This is a genomic window from Candidatus Methylomirabilota bacterium (assembly GCA_036001065.1).
Classification (GTDB): Bacteria; Methylomirabilota; Methylomirabilia; order Rokubacteriales; family CSP1-6; genus MNEF01.
Genome location: DASYUQ010000192.1, coordinates 1 through 19,893, shown reverse-complemented (window position 1 = coordinate 19,893; position 19,893 = coordinate 1). Strand labels below are relative to the sequence as shown.

Sequence of the window (19,893 nt, the reverse complement as noted above, 5' to 3'; positions counted from 1 at the left end):
ACTACGAGGCCTGCCTGAGTGGCGATGATGCGTTTCGCCGGGAACGGTTCTTGAAGACGGGGAAGGGTAAACGCTTCTTGCGCAACCGCCTCGCGTCGTTCCTGGCTAGATTTAGTACCAACAAGTTGGAACGGCACTAGTTGAAATGTTTCGCATGTTTCCGTAAAGTCTGAGGTTCCATGTTCGACTCACTGAGCACGAGACTGCAGGCCGTCTTCGATCGCCTGGGAAGCCGGGGGCGGCTCACCGAGGACAACATCCAGGAGGCGCTGCGCGAGGTCCGGCTCGCCCTGCTGGAGGCCGACGTCAACTTCAAGGTTGTCCGGGCGTTCGTCGAGCGGGTCAAGGCCCGCGCGGTCGGGCAGGACGTCCTCGGGTCGCTCACGCCCGCCCAGCAGGTCGTGAAGGTCGTCCACGACGAGCTGGTCGAGCTGCTGGGCGGCAGCGGCCACCGGCTGAGCCCCGCCCAGCACCCCCCGACCATCCTCATGCTCATCGGCCTGCAGGGCTCGGGGAAGACGACGACGGCCGCCAAGCTCGCGCGTCTCTACGCCAAGCAGGGCCAGCACCCGGTCCTGGCCGCCGCCGACATCTATCGCCCCGCGGCCATGGACCAGCTACGCACCCTCGGCGCCCAGCTCGGCGTCCCCGTCGTCGGCGCGTCCGGACAGCGGCCGCTCGAGATCTGCCGGGCCGCGCGGGAGGAAGCGGCGGCCCGCGGGCTGACGCCGCTGATCCTCGACACGGCGGGGCGCCTGCACATCGACGAGGCGATGCTCGACGAGCTCCGCGCGATCCGCACGGAGATCCGCCCGCACCACGTGCTCCTGGTGGTCGACGCGATGACGGGCCAGGACGCCGTGACCGTCGCCGATCGGTTCAACCAGGCGGTGGGGATCGACGCGGTGATCCTGACCAAGATGGACGGCGACGCCCGCGGCGGCGCCGCCCTCAGCGTCCGGCAGGTCACGGGCCGCCCGATCGCGTTCGTCGGGATGGGCGAGAAGACGGAGGCGCTGGAGCCCTTCCACCCCGACCGCGTCGCCTCGCGGATCCTCGGGATGGGGGACGTGCTGTCGCTGGTGGAGAAGGCCCAGGAGGCCGTCGATCAGAAGACGGCCGAGGAGCTGGTGCGCAAGCTCCGCGAGGACGCCTTCACGCTGGAGGACTTCCGCGACCAGCTCAAGCAGGTCCGCCAGATGGGGCCGCTCGATCAGATCCTCGGCATGCTGCCGTTTGGCAAGCTGCTCAAGGGCGCCCCTCGGGAGCTCAGCGCCGAGCAGGCGGATCTCGCCCGCTTCGACGCGATTATCGGCTCCATGACGCCCCAGGAGCGCCGCCATCCTGAGATCATCAACGGCAACCGCCGCCAGCGGATCGCCCGCGGCAGCGGTACCAGCGTGCAGGACGTCAACCGGCTGCTCAAGCAGTACGCGCAGCTCCGCAAGCTGATGAAGCAGTTCAAGGGGCTGGAGGGCAAGCTGCCCCGGGCGGGGCTTCCAGGCTTTCCCACACTGAGGGGGTGACGACGTGCCAGTTTCGATCCGACTGAGACGGACGGGAACCACACGCAGACCGACGTACCGGGTGGTGGTCGCCGATTCGCGCTCGCCCCGCGATGGGCGATTCATCGAGATCATCGGCCACTACAACCCGTTGACGAACCCGCCCACGGTGAAGATCGACCGGGCCCGCGCCCAGGCGTGGATCGCCAAGGGCGCCCAGCCTTCGAACACCGTGAAGCGGCTGATGCAAAACGTGAAGGAAGGCGCGTAGCGCAGGCCGGCGGCAGGCGCAGCAGCGCAGCTGGGAGTTGGTCGTATGCGGGAGCTGGTGGAGCACATCGCCAGGGAGCTGGTGGACGAACCCGAGAGGGTGAGGGTGACCGAGGTGGAGGGGGAGAACGTGACGGTGATCGAGCTGCGAGTGGCCCAGAGCGACCTGGGCAAGGTCATCGGCAAGCAGGGGCGGACCGCGCGGGCAATCCGCACGATCCTCAACGCGACCGCCACGAAGCTCCGCAAGCGCGCGGTCCTCGAGATCATTGAGTAGCGAGCGGCTGGTGGTCATCGGCGAGATCGTGCGCGCCCACGGCCTGGGGGGCGAGGTCCGGGTGGTGCCGCTGACGGACGACCCGGCGCGGTTCTCGCGGGTGCGCACGTGCGTGCTGTGGGACAGAACGCGGGACGCGCGGGAGCCGCGGCGCGTCGTCGCGGTCCGGCGGCAGGGCCAGGCGATCTTGATGTCGCTGGCGGGCTGCGAGTCCGCCGAGGCGGCCAGGGCCCTGGCCGGACGGCTGATCGCGATCCCGGAGTCCGAGGCGCTGCCGCCCGGGCCCGGGCGCTTCTACCCCTGGCAGCTCGAAGGCTGCCGGGTGGTGACGGAGGACGGAGCCGAGGTCGGCCGCGTGACGCGCATCGAGGCGGCGCCGGCGCAGGACCTCTGGGTCGTCGAGGACGGCCCCCGCGAGCATCTCATCCCGGCCGTGCCGGAGATCGTGCTCGAGGTGGACCTGGCCGCCCGCCGGGTGGTCATCCGGCCTCCCGAGGGCCTGCTCGACCTCTAGCGGCCGGCACGCCATGCGCATCGACATCGTGACGCTCTTCCCGGCCCTGGTGGAGCCGGCGCTGGCCGAGTCGGTGATCGGGCGCGCGCGGACGCGCGGACTCGTTGACATCCGGGTGGTGAATCTCCGAGACTACGCGGAGGGCAAGCACCGGGTTACCGACGATTACCCGTTTGGCGGAGGCGGCGGGATGGTGCTCAAGCCCGAGCCGCTCTTCGCCGCCGTCGAAGCGCTCCGCACGCCGGCCGCGCGCGTGATCCTGATGGACCCGCGCGGGCGGCTGTTCACCCAGCAGATGGCCGGGGAGCTGGCGAGCGCGAAGCACGTGATCCTGCTGGCCGGGCGGTACGAGGGCGTCGACGAGCGCGTGAGCGAGATGCTCGTCGACGACGCCGTGTCGATCGGCGACTACGTGCTGACGGGAGGCGAGCTGCCGGCCCTGGTGGTGACCGACACGGTCGTGCGGCTCCTGCCCGGGGTGCTGGGGTGCCCGGGAGGCGCCGAGCGGGAGTCGTTCGCGGGCGGCCTGCTGGAGCCTCCGCAGTACACGCGACCGGAAGAGTTCCGGGGCGCACGGGTGCCGGCGGTGCTGCTCTCGGGCGACCACGCCCGCATCACGCGCTGGCGCCGCGGGCAGGCGCTGTATCGGACGTGGCGGACGCGCCCGGATCTGCTCGAGCGCGCGGACCTGACGGAGGACGAGCAGAGGCTCGTGGACGGCTTCAAACGGGGCGAGAAGCCCGAATAAGCGAATCACGGAGGGGAAGGGGACGACCTCATGGACGCCATCCGGCTGGTGGAGGCTTCGCAGCTCAAGAAGGACCGCGACGGGTTCGGCCCCGGTGACACCGTTCGCGTCCACGTGAAGGTCGTGGAGGGCGAGAAGGAGCGCACCCAGGTGTTCGAGGGTGTCGTGATTCGCAAGCGCGGCGAAGGCGCCCGCGCCTCTTTCACGGTGCGGCGCGTTTCGTACGGCGTGGGCGTCGAGCGCACGTTTCCCCTGCACTCCCCGCGCATCGAGCGGGTGGACCTGGCCCGCCGGGGCCGCGTGCGCCGCGCGAAGCTCTATTACCTGCGCAAGCTCGCGGGCCGGGCGGCCCGGGTCCGCGAGAAGCGCGTGGTACAAATCCCGACGACTCTCGCCGAGCAATAAGCCCGGCGGTCCCCGCCGTGACGCCGTTTCCGTCGGCGCCCTACCGCTACGAAGCCCAGGCCTGGCGGTCGGGCGTCGGGCGCGTGGCCGGCCTCGACGAGGCGGGGCGGGGGCCGCTGGCGGGTCCCGTGGTCGCCGCCGCCGTCATCATCGCGCCGGAGCGGCGCATCCGACGCCTGGCCGATTCGAAGCTGCTCACGCCCGAGCGCCGCGAGGAACTCTTTGACGCCATCCACAAGGGGGCGCTGGCGGTGGGCATCGGCATCGTCGACCACGAAACCATCGACCGCGTGAACATTCTGGAAGCGACCCGCCTGGCCATGCGGGAGGCCCTGCGCCGGCTCCCGATTCCGCCCGAGCTGGTGATCACCGACTTCGTGGCGCTGCCCGACCTGCCCTGTCCCCAGCGCAATCTCGTGGGCGGCGACCTGCGCTGCGCCACCGTCGCCGCGGCCTCGATCGTCGCCAAGGTCACGCGCGATCGGATCATGGTGGCGGCGGACGAGCAGTTCCCCGAGTACGGCTTCGCCCGCCACAAGGGTTATGGGACGGCCGAGCATCTGGCCGCCCTCGACCGCTACGGCCCCTGCCCGCTCCATCGGCGCACCTTCGCCGGCGTCTGGCGTCAGGGCGAGCTGTTCGTGCTGGAGGACGAAGACTAGTGCCGTTCCAACTTGTTGATACTAAATCTGTCCACGAACGACGTACACGGTGCCTTCCTAGGCGCGAATAGTTGGAACGGCACTAGCCACTTCTGGAGCGAGAGCTTCCAGGCCTGATGGTTCGATCACAGGGCCGGCATGCTCGGCTCGTACATCGCCACGGTCTCGGCGTTCTCCGTCGTGAACTTCACCTTCCTGCCCGTCACCATGTGCTGGCTCTGGCCGACGGCGGTCGGCGTCCCGGCCATCGTCATCTGGATCACCTACGACTACTACAAGGCGCGCTTCCGCCGGGCGAAGCTCGCCACTCCCGCGACCTAATTTAGCTTGGCGGCGGGGAATCCGCCGGTAGGCCCTTGTGCAAGCACCTGGGCCCGCCTAGAATCGTAGGTGAGTCCGTTCCCGATAAGGGCAAACCCGTCGTGAGGCGGGGACGCAAAGCCACGGGTCAGGCGACGACCTGACAGCCGAGCTACCGAAGGAAGGGAGCCAGTGACGGAGAGTCCCACCCAGTTCCGTCCCCCTGACGATCATCGTCATGAGCGCGCGCTGACAGCGCGGTCAGGTTCGCCCGGAGGAGAGCGCCCGGCGCCGAAAGTTCTGGTCGTCGACGACGAGCCCGCCACCAGGGCCGTCTTGGCGATGGCCCTCGGCGCTGAGGGGTTCCAGGTGGAGACCGCCGCCGATGGCGAGGAGGCGCTGCGCCTGATCGAGTCGGAGACTCCGGCCGTCGTGATCCTGGATCTGAGAATGCCGGGGCTCGACGGCATGGAGACCCTGAGGCGACTCAAGGCACTGGCGCCTCGGGTGGCCGGGATCATTCTCACCGGTCACGGAGAGGTCTCATCCGCAGTCCAGGCCATGCGGCTCGGCGCCTACGACTACCTCATCAAGCCCGTGGACAACGAACAGGTGGCGATCGTCGTTCGGCGAGCCCTCGAGCGTCACGAGCTCGGAGCCGAGATCGAGGAGCTCAGAAGCCAACTCGTCGAACGCGGTCCCCTGCGGTGGCTCATGGGTCGCAGTCCGCAGATCCTGCAGGTCATCCAGCAGGTCAGGCAGGTCGCCGATTCCACCCTGACCATCCTCATCCAGGGGGAGACCGGTACGGGAAAGGAGCTGGTGGCTCAATCCATCCACCGGCTCAGTCCCCGGCGTGACAAGCCCTTTATCGCCCTCGACTGCGGGGCGATTCCGGAAACACTGATCGAGTCCGAGCTGTTCGGTTACGAGAGGGGCGCGTTCACCGGTGCCGTCCGGCGCAAGGAGGGACACTTTCAGCTTGCCGAGGGCGGAACGCTGTTCCTCGACGAGATCGCCAACCTCCCCCTGACCACACAGTCGAAGCTGCTGCGGGTCCTCCAGGAGCGCGAAGTCCGCCTCCTCGGCAGTACACGCGCCGTCCCGATGGACGTGCGGATCATCGCCGCCTCCAACGTCCCCCTGGACCACGAGGTGCACGAGGGCCGGTTCCGACAGGACTGTTATTATCGGCTGAACGAATTCATCGTCACCGTGCCTCCGCTCAGAGAACGGCGAGACGATATCGTGTACTTGGCGGAGCTCTTCCTCGCCGAGGCCTGCATGGAGCTTCGACGGCCGGTGCGCGGGATATCGGACGAGGCGCTTCAGGTTCTCGTCCGGTATCCCTGGCCGGGCAATGTCCGCGAGCTCCGCAATGTGATCCGCCGGGCCGTGCTGCAGAGCTCGGGTCGGGTCCGGCCCGAGCATCTCGCCCTGGCCGCGGAGACCTCCGAGACGCCTGCGGTCGGAGACGCGGCCCCGTCACCGGTCGGGGGATCGCTGAGGGAGATGGCCGCGACGGCCGCGGCCGAGGCCGAGCGTCACGCGATCGAGCGGGCGCTGCGAGCCGCGCGGGGAAACAAGACCGAGGCCGCCCGGATCCTCAAAACCGATTTCAAGACTCTTCACCTCAAGATGAAGCGTTACGGCATTCACGCCCGGGAGTACCGCGCCTCGTGACGTCCTGACCGTTCGGCCCGCCGATCGTCGCCTCTGGCAGCCCCGCCCGGGAGCGTGCGCCAGAACTCTGGTGCCTACGCCAGAGTCCGCAGACCTGGTAACGCCTCCGGTCGATTTTCGGGCCCGTCCGCTCTCGTCCCGATCTCGCTGTCCCTTCCACCAGTTACGCCGCGGAGTCCCGCACGTCCGCACGCTCGGCGACCGCGTGGACAGATCCGGCACCGAGTTTGCGGAGCAGCATCTTGCCAAGCAAACGACCAGGCCTCGGCGGCCTCATGCGGGTGTCGCGCCTCCGCCAAAACCCACAACGGCCTGGGGAAGGAGACGAGCGATGAAGCTTCGGATGACGCGATACATTCTGAGCCTCACGGCGATCGGGTTGCTGGGAGGCGTGACGACCGGGATCGCCCAGGCGAACAGCGTCAGCGGCGAGGCGTTCGGGGTCTTCGTGAATGCGGCAGGCATCAGGGTGGGGCCGATGCCCCACGTGGTGCTCCCGCGCGACGGCGGCATGGTCAAGGATCAGCTGTTGAGCGTCACCGTGCCAGACCTCGCGGCGTCAGGGACCTTGACGGTGGTCACCACGGGATCGATCGGGCCCAACAAGGCCAGCGCCCAGAGCAGCGCGACGGTGGAGCTGGTGAACCTCCTCAAGGGCGTGGTGACGGCCGAGGCCGTGGTCGCGATGTCGACCAGCACGGCTGACGGGTCCACGGCGACGAGCAGCGCCGAGGGTTCGACCCTCATCGGTCTGAGCATCAACGGAAGCTCGCCGGTTGACGTGACGCCCCCGCGGGACACGAGGATCCCCATTCCTGGCGGCATCGTGATCCTGAACGAGCAGATCGAGAGCGGCGACGGAGTGCACACGAGCGCCCTCACCGTCAACATGATCCACGTGGTGCTCAGCGACCTGACCGGGACAATCACGGCGGAGATCGTCGTCGCCTCGGCCCACAGCGACGTGAACTTCGCCCCAGCCCCCAAGGTGGGCAATGCCTTCATGACCGGAGGCGGGAAGCTCGGGACCGGGCGTGACATCGCCACCTTCGGATTCAACGCCGGCTCGCGGGGTGGCGGGGGGCTCCACGGCCAGCTCCAATACATCGACCACCTCCAGAACCTGAAAGTGCACAGCCTGTCCATCGACTCGTTCGATCTGATCGCCGGGACCACCTGCGCCACGTTTTCCGGCAGCGCGCGGGTGAACAATGTCGACGGCTACGGCTTCACGGTCAACTCAGCGTGCGACAACGGCGAGCCCGGGGTCGGCCGCGACTCCCTCGACATCTCGGTCACGGGACCCGGACGCTCTTACGGGCGCTCGGAAAAGCTGACGGGCGGGAACCTCCAGCTCCATCCAGAGTAGACAGCGGAACCCTCCCGGTGACCGGGCGGCGGGGGCGGCGCAGGCCGCCCCCGCCGCACGTTCAAGGGCCCCGTCGCCAATCGTGCACACTTTCGCCTCCCGGCACGGCGGTGTACACCGGCTCCGTGGATCAGCGGCGATCGGTCGGCCAAGCGGCGGAAGAGGCGGCCGCGCGGTGCCTCGAGCGCGCCGGGCTGACGGTCGTCGCGCGAAACGTGCGACTGCCCGAGGGCGAGATCGATCTCGTCTGCCGCCAGCGCGACCTGGTCGTCTTCGTGGAGGTGAAGTGCCGCCGCGCCGATTGGGGAGAGACGCCGGCCGCGGCCGTCTCCTGGCGCAAGCAGCGACGGCTCGTGCGCCTGGCCCAGCACTACCTGAAATGGAGGCGCCTGGAGACCGCGCGCTGCCGCTTCGACGTCGTCGCCGTCACGCTCGACGCCGAGGGAGGCAGCCAGGTCCGGCACATCCCGGGGGCGTTCGACGCCTCTGGGATCGCTTGACCCGGCCCGCGTCGGGCGCCATGCTCCCCGCGTGAGCCGTGTCTGGCGCTTCCTCCAGGTGGACGTCTTCACCGACCGGCCGCTCGCCGGCAACCAGCTCGCCGTGGTGCTCGACGCCCGCGGGCTGGCCGACGCCGAGATGCAGGCGGTCGCCCGTGAGATGAACCTCGCGGAGACGACGTTCGTGCTACCGGCCACGCGGGCGGAGTGCGTGGCTCGCGTGCGGATCTTCACCCCGGTCCGCGAGTTGCCCTTCGCCGGCCATCCCACCCTGGGCACGGCGTGGGCCCTGGCCCGCGAGGGTCTATTGCCGGCCGGCACGCGCGACTTCAGCCTGGAGGAGGGCATCGGCGCCGTGCCGGTGGCGCTGGAGGGCGATCCGCGTGATCCGAGCTTCGTCTGGATGCGGCACCGCGATGCCACGTTCGGGCCGGTGCTGGCCGACCGCGCCGCCGTGGCCGCCGCGCTAGGGCTGACGGAGGCCGACCTGCTGCCGGGGGCGCCGATCCAGGCCGGCTCCACGGGCAACGCCTTCCTCTACGTGCCGCTGCGGGATCGGCACGCGGTGGATCGCGCGGTCGGCGACGCGTCCGCCCTGGCCGCCTGTCTGGGGGAGGCGTTGGGCGTGTTCGTCCTGGCGCCGGACCCCGACCCCGCGGTCGGCCGCGTCTACTCGCGGATGTTCGCGCCGCACCAGGGCGTGCCGGAAGACCCGGCCACCGGATCGGCCAGCGGCGCCCTCGGCGCCTACCTCGTGCAGCAGGGGCTGGTGAAGGCCGCCGGGGAAACCCGCATCGTCAGCGAGCAGGGCACGAAGATGAAGCGGCAGAGCTTCGTGCACATCCGGCTGCGCGTGAGCGATGGGGGCGTCGGCGACATCCGCATCGGTGGGGGCGTGGTGCCCGTGCTGGAGGGGCTTCTGCATCTGCCGTGAGGTACAATTCGCTGCCGTGCCCCTTCGCTGGGACGTTTATCGGAACTCGCTGACGTCGATCGCCCAGGCCGTCGGCCGCACGCCGCTCGTGAAGCTCGGCCGGGTGACGGGCGACGTCGGCCCCGCCATCTACGTGAAGCTCGAGTGGTACGGCCCCACCGGCAGCCTCAAGGACCGGATCTATCTGCACATGTTCGAGCGCGCGGAGGGGCGCGGCGAGCTCCGACCGGGGATACGCGTCCTGGAGTGCTCGACGGGCAACGCCGGAATCGCCTGCGCCTTCGTGGCCGCCGTCAAGGGCTACGCCTGCACGATCGTCATGCCCGCGGGCATGAGCGACGAGCGCAAGAAGATCATGCGGGCCTACGGCGCCGATCTCGTCTTCACGCCAGGCGGCGAGAGCGACGTCGATCTCTCGCTGCGGCGCCTGGAGGAGATCCGCGCCGGCGATGCCGCGGGCTACTGGGTCCCCGGCCAGTTCTCCAACGCCGACAACGTCGAAGCCCACTATCGGACGACGGGGCCCGAGATCTGGGAGCAGTGCGGCGGCATCCTGGGCGCCTTCATCGCGGCCCAGGGCAGCGGCGGCACCCTCACCGGCGTCGGCCGCTACCTCCGCGAGCGCGACGACCGCATCCGGCTCTACGCCGTCGAGCCCGACGAGTGCGCGCTGCTGGCGCGCCGCACCTGGGGCCCGCACGGGATCGAGGGCATCGGCGACGGCTTCATCCCCGAGAACCTCGACGTCTCGCTGCTCGCCGGCGTGATCACGACGACCACGGCGGAGAGCCTGGCCATGGCCCGGCGCCTGGCGGCCGCCGAGGGGATCTTCTGCGGCATCTCCACCGGCTGCAACATCGCCGCGGCGCTCAAGCTGGCGCGGCGGCACCCCGAGCTGCCGGCGATCGTCACCATGGCCAACGACACCGGGCAGCGCTACTTCACCACGCCGCTCTGCGGCGAGGACAAGCGCGTGGAGATCCCCCAGCGCGAACATCCCATGGATGCGCGGACGCAGCGGGAGCTCGATCGCTACCAGTCCAAGTGGGAGATCCTGACCTGACGCCCGCGGCCTACGACTTCGTGGCCGCCCGCCGCCGCCTGGAGGCCAAGGCCAAATCGGCGGCGGAGAAGCTGACCAGCATCGAGGACGCCGCCGCCCGCGTCCGCGACGGGAACGTGATCGCCGTCGGGGGCTGCCTCTTCTCCCGGACGCCGATGGGTTTGGTGCGCGAGGTCCTTCGCCAGCGCCGGCGCGGTCTGACGTTGGCCCGCAACCTCATGTGCACCGAGGGCGAGTTCATGATGGTGGCCGGCGCCGTCGAGCGCGTGATCACGGCCTGGATGTCGATCGGACTGCCCTGGGGCGTGTCGAAGATCATGCGCGAGTACGTCGAGGGCGGGAAGGTCGCGTTCGAGGAGTGGAGCCACCTCGCCCTCGGCCTGCGGTTCCGGGCCGCGGCCATGGGGGTGCCGTTCCTGCCCGCGCTCACGATGCTCGGCTCCGACCTGGTGCCGGTGGGCGGGATGAAGACGATCGAGGACCCGTACACCGGAACGCGGCTGGCCGCCGTGCCCGCGCTCTTCCCCGACGTGGCGCTGCTGCACGTGCACCGCGCCGACCGCCTCGGCAACTGTCAGATCGACGGCTACCCGCACATGGACGTCGACATCGCCCAAGGGGCGACCACGGTGCTGGTGACCACCGAGGAGATCATCACCGAGGAGGAGACGCGCCGCCGTCCCGACCGCACCGTCATCCCCGGGTTCGTGGTGGACGCCCTCGTGCACGTGCCCTTCGGCTCCTACCCGCACGAGTGCTACGGGCTCTACGAGGCGGACTTCGACCACTTCGAGGAGTACTGCGGTGCGATCAACGCAAGGGGCGCGACGGCGGTCGCCGACTACCTGGGCCGCTACGTGTACGCGCCCCCCACCTACGCCGACTACCTCGATCTCTTCGGCGGCGAGCGCCTGGCCCGCCAGCAACGCCAGGCGAAGGAACTCGTCGAGGAGCCATGAGCGCAGCGGTCACGGCCGCCGAACTGCTGGCAGTCATGGGCGCCCGACAGCTGACGGACGACACGACCGTCTTCGCAGGCGTCGGCGTTCCCCTGCTGGCCGCCGCGCTGGCCCAGCAGCGCCAGGCGCCTCGTCTCACCATCGTCGTCGAGGGCGGGATCATCGGTCCCCAGATCAAGCCCGGTCGGTTGCCGATCTCCACCAACGAGATGCGCGCCGGCCACCGCGCCCTCATGCTGACCGGGATCACCGACATCTTCCTCTTGGCCCAGCGCGGCTTCCTCGACTACGGCTTCGTGGGCGGGGCCCAGATCGACGAGCACGGCAACATCAACACGACCGCCCTCGGCAGCGACTACTGGCGCCCCCAAGTCAGGCTCCCGGGCACGGGCGGGGCGAACGACATCGTCTCGCTCTGCCGCGAGGTGATCATCCTCACGGCCCACGAGAAACGCCGCTTCGTCAAGCGCGTCGACTTCATCACCAGCCCCGGCTGGATCGACGGCGACGACAGCCGCCGCCGGGCGGGGCTGCTGTTCGGCGGCGTCTCGCGCGTGGTGACCACACTCGGGATCTTCGGCTTCGACCCCCAGAGCCGCCGGATGCGCATCGAGGCGCTTCACCCGGGGGTCGCGCTTGGCACCGTCCGCGAGAACACCGGCTTCGAGCTCCTGGAGGCCGACAAGATCGCCGTGACCGAGCCGCCGGCCGCCGGCGAGCTTCAGATCCTGCGCGCGCTCGACCCCGAGCGGCGCTTCATCGGCTAGCGATGGCGAACTCACCGGCGCGAACCATGAGAAACGCGACGGGATGCGCGTTTCGAGCGCCGGCTTTGCCGGCGCAATCCGTTCTGGGGGAGGCCTCGGAGGGGGCCGCCGAGGCCCCCTCCGACCTATGAACTGGGGACTCGCGATCAAGAACTTCGTCGGGCCGACGGAGACGCCCGACATCGACGCGATCTACGCCTATGCCGAGCGCGCAGAGGCGCTGGGCTTCGAGTCGCTCTGGGCGTGGGATCACGTGATCCTCGGGGTCGAGCCGGCGTTCCCCATCCTCGACGCGGTCGGCACGCTCACCGCCATCGCCGCCCGCACGAAGCGGATCCGGCTGGGCACGGGCATCCTCGTGCTTCCCCTCCGCAACCCGACCGTCGCCGCCAAGGCCCTGGGAACGCTCGACGTCGTCTCCAAGGGCCGCCTCATCCTCGGCGTGGCCGCCGGCTGGTATGCGCGCGAGTTCGACGCCGTCGGCGTGCCCTTCAAACAGCGGGGTCGGCTCTTCGAGCGCAACCTCGAGATCCTCACCCGGCTCTGGACCGAGGACCGGGTGACGCTCAAGGTGGACGATCTCAATCTTCGCGAGGCGGTGATGCGCCCGCGACCCGTGCAGCGGCCGCGGCCGCCGATCCTCATCGGCGGCTACGTGGACGCCGTCCTCCGCCGCGTCGCCACCAGGGGCGACGGCTGGCTCACGTACTTCTATACGCCGGAGAGCTACCGCCGCTCGTGGGAGAAGATCGAAGGGTTCGCGCGGGAGGCCGGACGCGACCCCCAGACGCTGACCGGGACCAACCAGCTGGCCATCTACGTCGGCCGGTCGCGCGCCGAGACCGAGGCGCCGATGCGGCAGTGGCTCCAGACCGAGTGGGACGTGGCCGCGTGGAGCGAGTCAACGATCGAGCACGCCATCCGGGGCAGTGTAGATGAGTGCATCCAGCAGCTACGCGCCCACGTGGAGTCCGGCGTGCACCGCATCATCCTGATCCCCTATCGCTACCAGCCCGCGCAGGTCGAGCTGATCGCCCGGGAAATCGTTCCGCGGGTCGACCGTCCGAGCGTCGGGCGCGGAGGCGCCCCGACGGTGAATACGAAGAATTGAGCGACCGCCGGGAGACCTTCGAGCGCGTGCTCAGGCCCGAGCCGGGACGGACGGCGCTGCTGGTCGTGGACATGCAGCGCGGCTTCCTCGATCCCGGCGAGGCGCTGGAGGTGCCGCCGGCCCGCCAGATCGTGCCGCGCATCCGGGCGCTGATCGAGCTCTTCCGAGCCAAGGGGCTGCCGGTGGTTTTCTCGGAGTTCGTCTACTCCGCCCGGCTGCCGCTGCTCGTCGGCGAGCTCCACCCCGAGCACAGGCTCGCCCCGCCCGGCGCGCCGACGGGCTTCGGTCGTCCGTCGTCGAACTGTCTGGAAGGCCACCCGAGCGTCGAGACCATCGCCGAGCTGGCGCCGCGGCCGGACGAGCTGGTCGTCAGCAAACGCTGGTACGACGCCTTCGCCGGCACCCCGCTCGACGGCGCCCTGCGAGCGCGCGGAGTCACTTCTCTGGTCGTCACCGGCACGCTGACCGACATCTGCGTGCTGGCCACGGTGGTGGGCGCGTTCAACCGCGAGTACCGCATCACGGTGGTGGAGGACGGGGTGGCCACGCTCTGGCCCGAGATCCAGCGCGCCGCCCTGGACATCATTGGCCGGGCCTACGGGCGTGTCGTATCCTCTAAGGAAGTCATCGATCACGTCTCGACGTGGTGAGGAGTCCGCGATGCATCAGCCGCTGACCTTCTCGGGAATCATGCCGGCCAACATCTTGCCCTTCCGGGCCGACCTGTCCATCGACGAGCCCGCCTACCGCACGCACTTGGGCTGGCTGGCCGCCACCCGCGGGGTCACCGGCATCGTGGCCAACGGCCACGCCGCCGAGGTCTCGTCGCTCTCCCGCGAGGAGCGCAGGCGCGCGCTGGCCATCGCGCTCGACCAGGTCGGGCCGAAGTGTCCGGTGGTGGCCGGCGTCTACGCCGACGGCACCCAGGAAGCCGTGGAGCTGGCGCGCGACGCCCAGGCCGAGGGGGCCGCCGGCGTGCTGGTGTTCCCACCGACGCTCTTCATGTGGGGCGCGCAGCTCAAGCCCGACATGGCGATCCGCCACTTCTCCGAGATCGCGGCGAAGGTCGATCTACCCATCATCGTCTTCGAGTATCCGCCGGCCTCGGGCATCGGCTACTCCCCGGAGACGCTGGCGCGCCTGGCCGAGATCCCGGGAGTGGCGGCCGTGAAGGACTGGTCGAACGACATCGTGGCGTTCGAGCTCAACCTGCGTGCCCTGCGCCGGACCGGACGTCCGGTGGCGATGCTGTCGTCGTTCACCATGTCGCTCATGGCGTCGTTTCTCCTCGGCGCCGACGGCGCGATCTCGGGGATGGGCAGCGTTGTCGCCGACCTCCAGGCCGAGCTGTTCGAAGCATGCCAGAAGGGCGACCTCGACGGCGCCCGGCGTCTCAACGACCGGCTGGAGCCGCTGGTCGGGGTCTTCTACGCGCCGCCCTTCGTGGACATGCACAACCGCATGAAGGAGGCGCTCGTCCTGCTCGGGCGGATTCCCGCTGCCCGCGTCCGCCCGCCACTGACGCCGGTTTCCGCGGCGGAGCGCGAAGCGATCAAGAGGGCGCTGGCTGCCGCCGGGCTCCCACGTTATCGAAGCTAGCCCTTTCGGCCAGCGAACTGCTTGCGCGGTCAGACCCATTAGTGTAGATAGGAGCAACCTTCCCCGGCGCCCTGCAAAGGGACCCCTGAGGAACGTTCGAGAGAGTGGGAACTTCGGACAAAGGAGGTCGGACATGCAGAGGGTAGGTAAACCGAGAATACGGCCCTGGCTGAGCCTGCTCACCATCGGGATCCTGATCTTGGCGGCCTCGCTCCCGGCCACCGGGGCGCCGCCGGCGGGGGCCCCCGCCGAGCTGAAGGTGGGCTTCGTCGATTTCTTCTCCGGCGCGGCGGCCACCTTCGGCATTTCGGGAAAGAACACGGCGGAGTGGCTCGTCGACAAGTGGAACAAGGAAGGGGGAATCCGGGGGGTCAAGGTCAAGCTGGTGATGGTGGACGAGGCCGGCGGTCCCGACAAGCAGGTCACTGAGTTCCGGCGCCTGGTCCTGGACGAAAAAGTGGAAGCCGTCGTCGGCTACACCTCCAGCGCCAACTGCCTGGCCGTGGCCCCCGTGGCGGAGGAGCTGAAGGTTCTCACCGTCATCCATATCTGCGGGACCCACCGCCTCACCGAGGACCGGCAGATCAAGTACGTCTTCCGAACCTCCAACAGCCAGGCGGCCGACAGCGTGATGGCGGCCCGCTACGTGCTGGCCATGAAGCCCAATGTGAAGACGATCGCCGGGGCCAACGAGGACTACGCCTGGGGGCGGGATTCCTGGGAAGCCTTCAGGATCGCGATCCAGCGGCTCAAGCCGGACGTCAAAGTGGTGGCGGAACTGTGGACGAAGATCCAGGCCGGCGAGTACTCGGCGGAGATCTCCAAGCTCCTGGCGGCCAAGCCCGATGTGATCCATTCGAGCTTCTGGGGCGGCGGCCTGATCACCTTCGTCAAGCAGGGAGCGCCGCGGGGGTTGCTCAAGGACAGCCTGGTGTTCTTCAGCACGGGCGAGCAGGCGCTCCAGGACCTCAAGAAGGACATGCCGGACGGGGTGATCGTGGCTCCCCGCGCCACGTCGGGCTACTTCCTCCACCCGGACCCCGACAGGAACCCCCTGCAGAAGGAGTTCGTCCAGGGCTTGAAGGCCCGCTTCGACCGCTACCCCGACTACCCGGCCCACCGCACCTACCAGGCGCTGGCGGGCCTGAAGGCGGCCTTCGAGAAGGCCATTGACCAGGGAGGCGGACGCTGGCCGAAGAACGAGGATGTCATCAAGGCCTTCGAGGGCCTGACCTGGCAGACGCCGTACGGACTCATCACCATGCGGCCCGATCACCAGGTGGTCCATGACGGGGCCGTCGGCCTGACCAAGTTCAACGCGAAGTACGGCTTCCCCACGCTGGAGCGGCTCGTCGCAGTGCGGGCGGCGGAGATCATGCCCCCGGTCGGGATGAAGACGCTGGACTGGGTGGCGGCGCTGAAGAAATAGGGCGAGCCACCAGCGCGACCACATCGGGCGCGGGGAGTTAGGGGCGGTCCCCCCAACTTTCCGCGCTCCACAGTCGGGTCTTTGCCGCTGGCCGGCCGCCGGGCTGGCCGAGCCAGGGTGCTGGAGCCCCCAGGAATGAGAACACTCACCATCATTCTCCTCGATGGCGCAGTGTTCGCGGCCGTCCTCTTCCTGATCTCCGTGGGCCTCACGCTGGTGTTCGGGGTCCTGCGCATTCTGAACGTCTCTCACGGGGGCATTTACGCTTTCGGAGCATACCTGGCGACCTTCCTGGCGCTGAGGCTCCTGGAGATCGGCGGCAGCCCGTACCTGACGTATCTGATGCTGCTGGTGGGGCCGGTGATCGTCGGCCTGATCGCCGGGCCCCTGATCGAGCGCGTGTTCCTGCAGCGAGTCTACGGACGAGCCGAGGCGATTCAGCTCCTGCTGACCTTTTCCATCTTCCTGATCCTGGACGATCTGATGAAGCTCATCTGGGGGACCAAGCCGCTGTTCGTTAGCGAGCCGTACAAGCTCCTCGGGGAATTCTCCATCGCAGGGATTCGCTATTCCTGGTACCAGGTGCTGCTGATCCTCGTGTCGATCGTCTTCGGGGGGGCATTGGTCTGGGCCGTGCGCGGCACCCGCTTTGGGAAGATCGTGGTCTCGGTGATCAACGACCGGGAGATCAGCCAGGCGATCGGCATCAACGTGAACCGCATCTTCATGGTGTCCTTCACCCTGGGCGCCTTCTGTGCGGCGCTCGGCGGCGCTCTCGTCGCTCCCACGATCGCGGTGGTCCCCGGGTTCGCCGTGGACGCCACGGTGCTGGCATTCGCCGTGATCGCCATCGGGGGCATGGGAAGCCTCGAAGGGGCGGCCCTCGGAGCACTGATCGTGGGGCTGCTCCGGGCCCTGGCCGTCCATCTGCTCCCCGAGGCAGACCTCGTAGTGATCTACCTGGCGATGATCCTGGTCCTGGTGGCCCGGCCCCAGGGGCTCTTCGGGCAGGTGGAGCTCCGGAGGATCTGATCGATGGAAGCCAAGCGGCTCCCCCTGGCGCCCCTGGTGGGCGCAGCCCTGCTCGTGGCGGTGCCCATCGTGTTACCGGACTGGATGAAGTTCATTGTCACGCTCGCCATGGCCAAATTCATGGCGGTCTTGTCCGTGGCACTCTTTTTGAGAGCCAACCAGGTGACCTTCGGCCACGCCATGTTCTATGCCGTGGGCGCCTATACCGTCGGCTTCGGGGCCAAGTGGTTTGGCGTGCGGGACGCCGTGCTCTTGGTCCCGCTGGGTGCGCTCTTTGGCGCGGCGGTGGCGGCCCTGGTCGGTCTCGTGATGGCAAGATACCGGGAAGTCTTCTTCGCCATGCTCAATCTGGCCTTCTCGATGATGCTCTACGGGGCCTTCCTCAAGCTCTACTGGGTAACTGGCGGCACCGACGGCTTGAGTGCAGGCATCCCCAAGTTCCTCGGGTACGCCCCGTCGAGGGAGTACCTGAGGGATTTTCTCTATTACACTGCGCTCGGTGTCACGGGGGTCGTCATCTATGCGGTCTACCGGTTCCTGGCCTCGCCACTCGGCTTCTACCTGAAGGCCATGGCGGACAACGAGATCCGGATCGAGTACTCGGGCGAGTCCGTGCGACACGTCATGTACGTCACCTACGTTCTCTCGGGTGCGCTCGGCGGGGTCGGGGGCGTTCTGGCGGCGTTTACCGTGGGGCACATCGTGCCGGAGTATTCCTTCTGGATCCAATCGGGTGAGTTCGTCTTCGTCGCCCTGCTGGGTGGCTACGGCAGCGCGGTGGGACCTCTCGTGGGATCCATCGCCTTCGAGTTCATCCGGACCTACGCCTCGAAGTACTTCCCGAACGAATGGCAGATGGTGCTAGGGATCATCATGCTCGCCATCATCCTCTTCCGCCCCGGTGGGTTGTGGACGATCTACGAGGGGATAGCGGCCCGCTTCGGGCGCCGGGAGCGCGAGGTCGAGCGTGCCTGAAGAGCGGATCCTGCACACCATCGACCTTTGCAAGTCCTTCGGGATGGTCAGGGCGGCCGACGCGATCACGGTGGAGATCCGGGCCGGAGAATTGGTCGGCATTGTCGGGGCGAACGGCTCCGGAAAGACCACTTTTCTGAACATCATCACCGGTTACCTGAAGCCCGATCGCGGGCGCGTGCTCTTCATGGGGGAGGACCGTACCGGCCTCCCACCCCGGGTCATCACGAAGCTCGGGATCGCCCGCTCGTTCCAGATCCCTCAGCTTTACACGGACCTCAGTGTCCTTGAGAGTCTCCTCCTCTCCCTGGCGGCCGAGGCCGGGAAAGGGACTGCGTTCTGGCAGCCGCTGTACCGGCGCCGGTGGATAGACCCGGGTCTTGAACTCCTCGACCGGTTCGGCCTGAAAGCCTACGCGCACCGGCCGGTGAGCGAGCTCCCCGAGGGCGGCCGGAAGCTTTTGGACATCGCCCTCTCCTTCGCCCTGAAGCCGAAGCTCCTCCTGATGGACGAGCCCACGAGCAGCGTCAGCATCGAAGACAAGTTCCAGGTCATGGATACCCTCATGAAGGTCGTAGGGGAGACCCGCCTCACGACCGTCTTCGTGGAACACGACATGGAGGTGGTCCAGCGGTACAGCCGCCGGGTCATCGCCTTCGACAATGGTCGTGTGATTGCGGACGGCGAGCCCGCGAGCGTCCTCGCGGACCCCGACGTCAGGAAGGCCGTCCTCGGTCGAGCGTAGCCATGCTCAAGCTCGAGGGCGTCCAAGTCAGACTCAGAGGATTCGTCATCCTTAGGGGGATCACGCTGGAGGTCCCCGCGGGAGGCCTGATCGGTCTCGTCGGGCGCAACGGGGCCGGCAAGACCACGACCCTCAAGAGCATTTCGGGAATCCTGCCCGTTGCTGCGGGGACGATCTCGTTCGACGGAACCGAACTCCTGCGGGTCCCCGGTCATCAGCGAGCTCGCCTGGGCATCGGCTACATGCCCGAGGATCGGCGGCTGATCGGCACGCTGACCGTGGAGGACAACATCTCGCTGCCGGCCTGGGCGAGTCGGCTGGAGGGCGCTGAGAAACGGCTGGCCTACATTTACCGGCTGATGCCCGACGTGAAGGCGCTGGCCGGACGCCGGGCATCGCAGCTGAGCGGTGGACAGCAGAAGACGGTCGCCCTGGCCAGGGCGCTCATGAGCGGCACGAAGCTGCTGCTGCTGGACGAGCCGTTCGAAGGGCTGTCCCCGGCACTGGGGGAGAAACTCGCCACAACGATCACGGAGCTCCAGCAGGACGGCCTTTCGGTGCTGATGGCCGAGTCCGATCAGAGGCGGATCGGCTTCGCCCAAACTATCTACAGTATCGAGCGCGGGGAGATTGTCTAACGCCCCGGAACATAACCCCGATCCGAAATAAGCTCGCAGGTGAAAGCGGCACATGGCCGCGAACATGGGCGGTGTTCAGGAGATGGTTCGACCGCAGCCAGCGTCTCTATAGGAGGACGTGGGTGCGCACGTACCCACGCTGGCCACGGCCGCCACCGACGCCGCGTTTCCGCACATTCCTCGCCAAAAGAATTTCGGATCGGGGCTAAGAGGTTACTCGCGAGAGGCCGGGGCATGGGCCGGCGCAAGTGGTTAGCGAAGGTGAAGTCGGGCGGCGCTTCACGGGCGGGGCCGCGGGCGGTGGCGGGGAGGCGGCGCGCGACGAGGCCGAGCCCCGCGGCGGGGCCAGAGCGACGAGGCGCTCGAGCTTGCGGTCGATCGCCTGGGCCAAGACGAAGGGATCGAGTC

The 19,893-nt window shown here is 68.6% G+C and carries 23 protein-coding genes and 1 riboswitch; all 23 genes read left to right on the top strand.

Features of this window, described 5'->3' with window-relative positions; translation table 11 throughout:
- The first annotated feature begins 179 nt into the window (after nt 1-179).
- The 23 genes from ffh (at nt 180) to VGV13_18630 (ending at nt 19,485) form a co-directional block, all read left to right on the top strand.
- Nucleotides 180-1,526 (top strand): signal recognition particle protein, encoded by a 1,347-nt coding sequence (ffh, locus tag VGV13_18740; GenBank protein ID HEV8643127.1) that lies wholly within the window; start codon nt 180-182, stop codon nt 1,524-1,526.
- Between the two features lie 4 nt (nt 1,527-1,530).
- A complete protein-coding gene (gene rpsP, locus VGV13_18735) occupies nt 1,531-1,776 on the top strand; it encodes a 30S ribosomal protein S16 (protein ID HEV8643126.1) in 246 nt (81 codons plus the stop codon).
- Between the two features lie 45 nt (nt 1,777-1,821).
- Nucleotides 1,822-2,052, top strand: coding sequence for a KH domain-containing protein (locus tag VGV13_18730; GenBank protein HEV8643125.1), 231 nt, complete (start codon nt 1,822-1,824; stop codon nt 2,050-2,052).
- On the top strand, nt 2,045-2,566 hold the full coding sequence (gene rimM, locus VGV13_18725; protein ID HEV8643124.1) for a ribosome maturation factor RimM: 522 nt from the start codon (nt 2,045-2,047) through the stop codon (nt 2,564-2,566). The genes VGV13_18730 and rimM overlap by 8 nt, the downstream gene beginning before the upstream one ends.
- 13 nt (nt 2,567-2,579) lie before the next feature.
- Complete coding sequence (trmD, locus tag VGV13_18720; GenBank protein HEV8643123.1) at nt 2,580-3,314, top strand: tRNA (guanosine(37)-N1)-methyltransferase TrmD; 735 nt, start codon at nt 2,580-2,582, stop codon at nt 3,312-3,314.
- A gap of 30 nt (nt 3,315-3,344) precedes the next feature.
- Nucleotides 3,345-3,719 (top strand): 50S ribosomal protein L19, encoded by a 375-nt coding sequence (gene rplS / locus VGV13_18715; protein HEV8643122.1) that lies wholly within the window; start codon nt 3,345-3,347, stop codon nt 3,717-3,719.
- Nucleotides 3,720-3,736: 17 nt separating this feature from the next.
- Entirely contained in the window at nt 3,737-4,381 is a 645-nt protein-coding gene (locus VGV13_18710; GenBank protein HEV8643121.1) for a ribonuclease HII, read from the top strand.
- A 138-nt stretch (nt 4,382-4,519) separates the two neighbouring features.
- Nucleotides 4,520-4,702, top strand: coding sequence for a hypothetical protein (locus VGV13_18705; GenBank protein ID HEV8643120.1), 183 nt, complete (start codon nt 4,520-4,522; stop codon nt 4,700-4,702).
- A 79-nt stretch (nt 4,703-4,781) separates the two neighbouring features.
- Nucleotides 4,782-4,861, top strand: a riboswitch (cyclic di-GMP riboswitch).
- A gap of 12 nt (nt 4,862-4,873) precedes the next feature.
- The gene (locus tag VGV13_18700; protein HEV8643119.1) at nt 4,874-6,364 is read left to right on the top strand and encodes a sigma-54 dependent transcriptional regulator; all 1,491 of its coding nucleotides are present in this window, start codon (nt 4,874-4,876) and stop codon (nt 6,362-6,364) included.
- A gap of 331 nt (nt 6,365-6,695) precedes the next feature.
- Nucleotides 6,696-7,733 carry a choice-of-anchor P family protein gene (locus VGV13_18695; protein ID HEV8643118.1) on the top strand — a complete coding sequence of 346 codons (1,038 nt, stop codon included), beginning with the start codon at nt 6,696-6,698 and terminating at the stop codon, nt 7,731-7,733.
- 125 nt (nt 7,734-7,858) lie between these two features.
- A complete protein-coding gene (locus VGV13_18690; protein HEV8643117.1) occupies nt 7,859-8,233 on the top strand; it encodes a YraN family protein in 375 nt (124 codons plus the stop codon).
- A 31-nt stretch (nt 8,234-8,264) separates the two neighbouring features.
- Nucleotides 8,265-9,167, top strand: a complete 903-nt coding sequence (locus VGV13_18685) for a PhzF family phenazine biosynthesis protein (protein ID HEV8643116.1) — start codon at nt 8,265-8,267, stop codon at nt 9,165-9,167.
- A 16-nt stretch (nt 9,168-9,183) separates the two neighbouring features.
- Nucleotides 9,184-10,230 (top strand): PLP-dependent cysteine synthase family protein, encoded by a 1,047-nt coding sequence (locus VGV13_18680; GenBank protein HEV8643115.1) that lies wholly within the window; start codon nt 9,184-9,186, stop codon nt 10,228-10,230.
- Complete coding sequence (locus VGV13_18675; protein ID HEV8643114.1) at nt 10,212-11,189, top strand: CoA-transferase; 978 nt, start codon at nt 10,212-10,214, stop codon at nt 11,187-11,189. Before VGV13_18680 ends, VGV13_18675 begins: the two co-directional genes overlap by 19 nt.
- Nucleotides 11,186-11,956, top strand: coding sequence for a CoA-transferase (locus tag VGV13_18670; GenBank protein ID HEV8643113.1), 771 nt, complete (start codon nt 11,186-11,188; stop codon nt 11,954-11,956). The genes VGV13_18675 and VGV13_18670 overlap by 4 nt, the downstream gene beginning before the upstream one ends.
- Nucleotides 11,957-12,083: 127 nt before the next feature.
- The gene (locus VGV13_18665) at nt 12,084-13,067 is read left to right on the top strand and encodes a TIGR03619 family F420-dependent LLM class oxidoreductase (GenBank protein HEV8643112.1); all 984 of its coding nucleotides are present in this window, start codon (nt 12,084-12,086) and stop codon (nt 13,065-13,067) included.
- Nucleotides 13,064-13,717, top strand: a complete 654-nt coding sequence (locus VGV13_18660; protein ID HEV8643111.1) for an isochorismatase family cysteine hydrolase — start codon at nt 13,064-13,066, stop codon at nt 13,715-13,717. Before VGV13_18665 ends, VGV13_18660 begins: the two co-directional genes overlap by 4 nt.
- Nucleotides 13,718-13,727: 10 nt before the next feature.
- Nucleotides 13,728-14,666 carry a dihydrodipicolinate synthase family protein gene (locus tag VGV13_18655; protein HEV8643110.1) on the top strand — a complete coding sequence of 313 codons (939 nt, stop codon included), beginning with the start codon at nt 13,728-13,730 and terminating at the stop codon, nt 14,664-14,666.
- A 133-nt stretch (nt 14,667-14,799) separates the two neighbouring features.
- Entirely contained in the window at nt 14,800-16,095 is a 1,296-nt protein-coding gene (locus tag VGV13_18650; GenBank protein HEV8643109.1) for an ABC transporter substrate-binding protein, read from the top strand.
- A 135-nt stretch (nt 16,096-16,230) separates the two neighbouring features.
- Nucleotides 16,231-17,127, top strand: coding sequence for a branched-chain amino acid ABC transporter permease (locus VGV13_18645; protein HEV8643108.1), 897 nt, complete (start codon nt 16,231-16,233; stop codon nt 17,125-17,127).
- A 3-nt stretch (nt 17,128-17,130) separates the two neighbouring features.
- Nucleotides 17,131-18,102 (top strand): branched-chain amino acid ABC transporter permease, encoded by a 972-nt coding sequence (locus VGV13_18640; GenBank protein ID HEV8643107.1) that lies wholly within the window; start codon nt 17,131-17,133, stop codon nt 18,100-18,102.
- A gap of 43 nt (nt 18,103-18,145) precedes the next feature.
- On the top strand, nt 18,146-18,847 hold the full coding sequence (locus VGV13_18635; GenBank protein HEV8643106.1) for an ATP-binding cassette domain-containing protein: 702 nt from the start codon (nt 18,146-18,148) through the stop codon (nt 18,845-18,847).
- 2 nt (nt 18,848-18,849) lie between these two features.
- Complete coding sequence (locus VGV13_18630) at nt 18,850-19,485, top strand: ATP-binding cassette domain-containing protein (protein ID HEV8643105.1); 636 nt, start codon at nt 18,850-18,852, stop codon at nt 19,483-19,485.
- The last annotated feature ends 408 nt before the right edge of the window (nt 19,486-19,893 follow it).

Bases quoted from the DNA above. Each gene is read 5' to 3' on its own strand.
- ffh (HEV8643127.1), top strand. From the start codon at position 180: ATGTTCGACTCACTGAGCACGAGACTGCAGGCCGTCTTCGATCGCCTG.
- VGV13_18730 (HEV8643125.1), top strand. From the start codon at position 1,822: ATGCGGGAGCTGGTGGAGCACATCGCCAGGGAGCTGGTGGACGAACCC.
- trmD (HEV8643123.1), top strand. From the start codon at position 2,580: ATGCGCATCGACATCGTGACGCTCTTCCCGGCCCTGGTGGAGCCGGCG.
- rplS (HEV8643122.1), top strand. From the start codon at position 3,345: ATGGACGCCATCCGGCTGGTGGAGGCTTCGCAGCTCAAGAAGGACCGC.
- VGV13_18705 (HEV8643120.1), top strand. From the start codon at position 4,520: ATGCTCGGCTCGTACATCGCCACGGTCTCGGCGTTCTCCGTCGTGAAC.
- VGV13_18695 (HEV8643118.1), top strand. From the start codon at position 6,696: ATGAAGCTTCGGATGACGCGATACATTCTGAGCCTCACGGCGATCGGG.
- VGV13_18670 (HEV8643113.1), top strand. From the start codon at position 11,186: ATGAGCGCAGCGGTCACGGCCGCCGAACTGCTGGCAGTCATGGGCGCC.
- VGV13_18665 (HEV8643112.1), top strand. From the start codon at position 12,084: ATGAACTGGGGACTCGCGATCAAGAACTTCGTCGGGCCGACGGAGACG.
- VGV13_18655 (HEV8643110.1), top strand. From the start codon at position 13,728: ATGCATCAGCCGCTGACCTTCTCGGGAATCATGCCGGCCAACATCTTG.
- VGV13_18650 (HEV8643109.1), top strand. From the start codon at position 14,800: ATGCAGAGGGTAGGTAAACCGAGAATACGGCCCTGGCTGAGCCTGCTC.
- VGV13_18645 (HEV8643108.1), top strand. From the start codon at position 16,231: ATGAGAACACTCACCATCATTCTCCTCGATGGCGCAGTGTTCGCGGCC.
- VGV13_18640 (HEV8643107.1), top strand. From the start codon at position 17,131: ATGGAAGCCAAGCGGCTCCCCCTGGCGCCCCTGGTGGGCGCAGCCCTG.
- VGV13_18635 (HEV8643106.1), top strand. From the start codon at position 18,146: ATGGTCAGGGCGGCCGACGCGATCACGGTGGAGATCCGGGCCGGAGAA.
- VGV13_18630 (HEV8643105.1), top strand. From the start codon at position 18,850: ATGCTCAAGCTCGAGGGCGTCCAAGTCAGACTCAGAGGATTCGTCATC.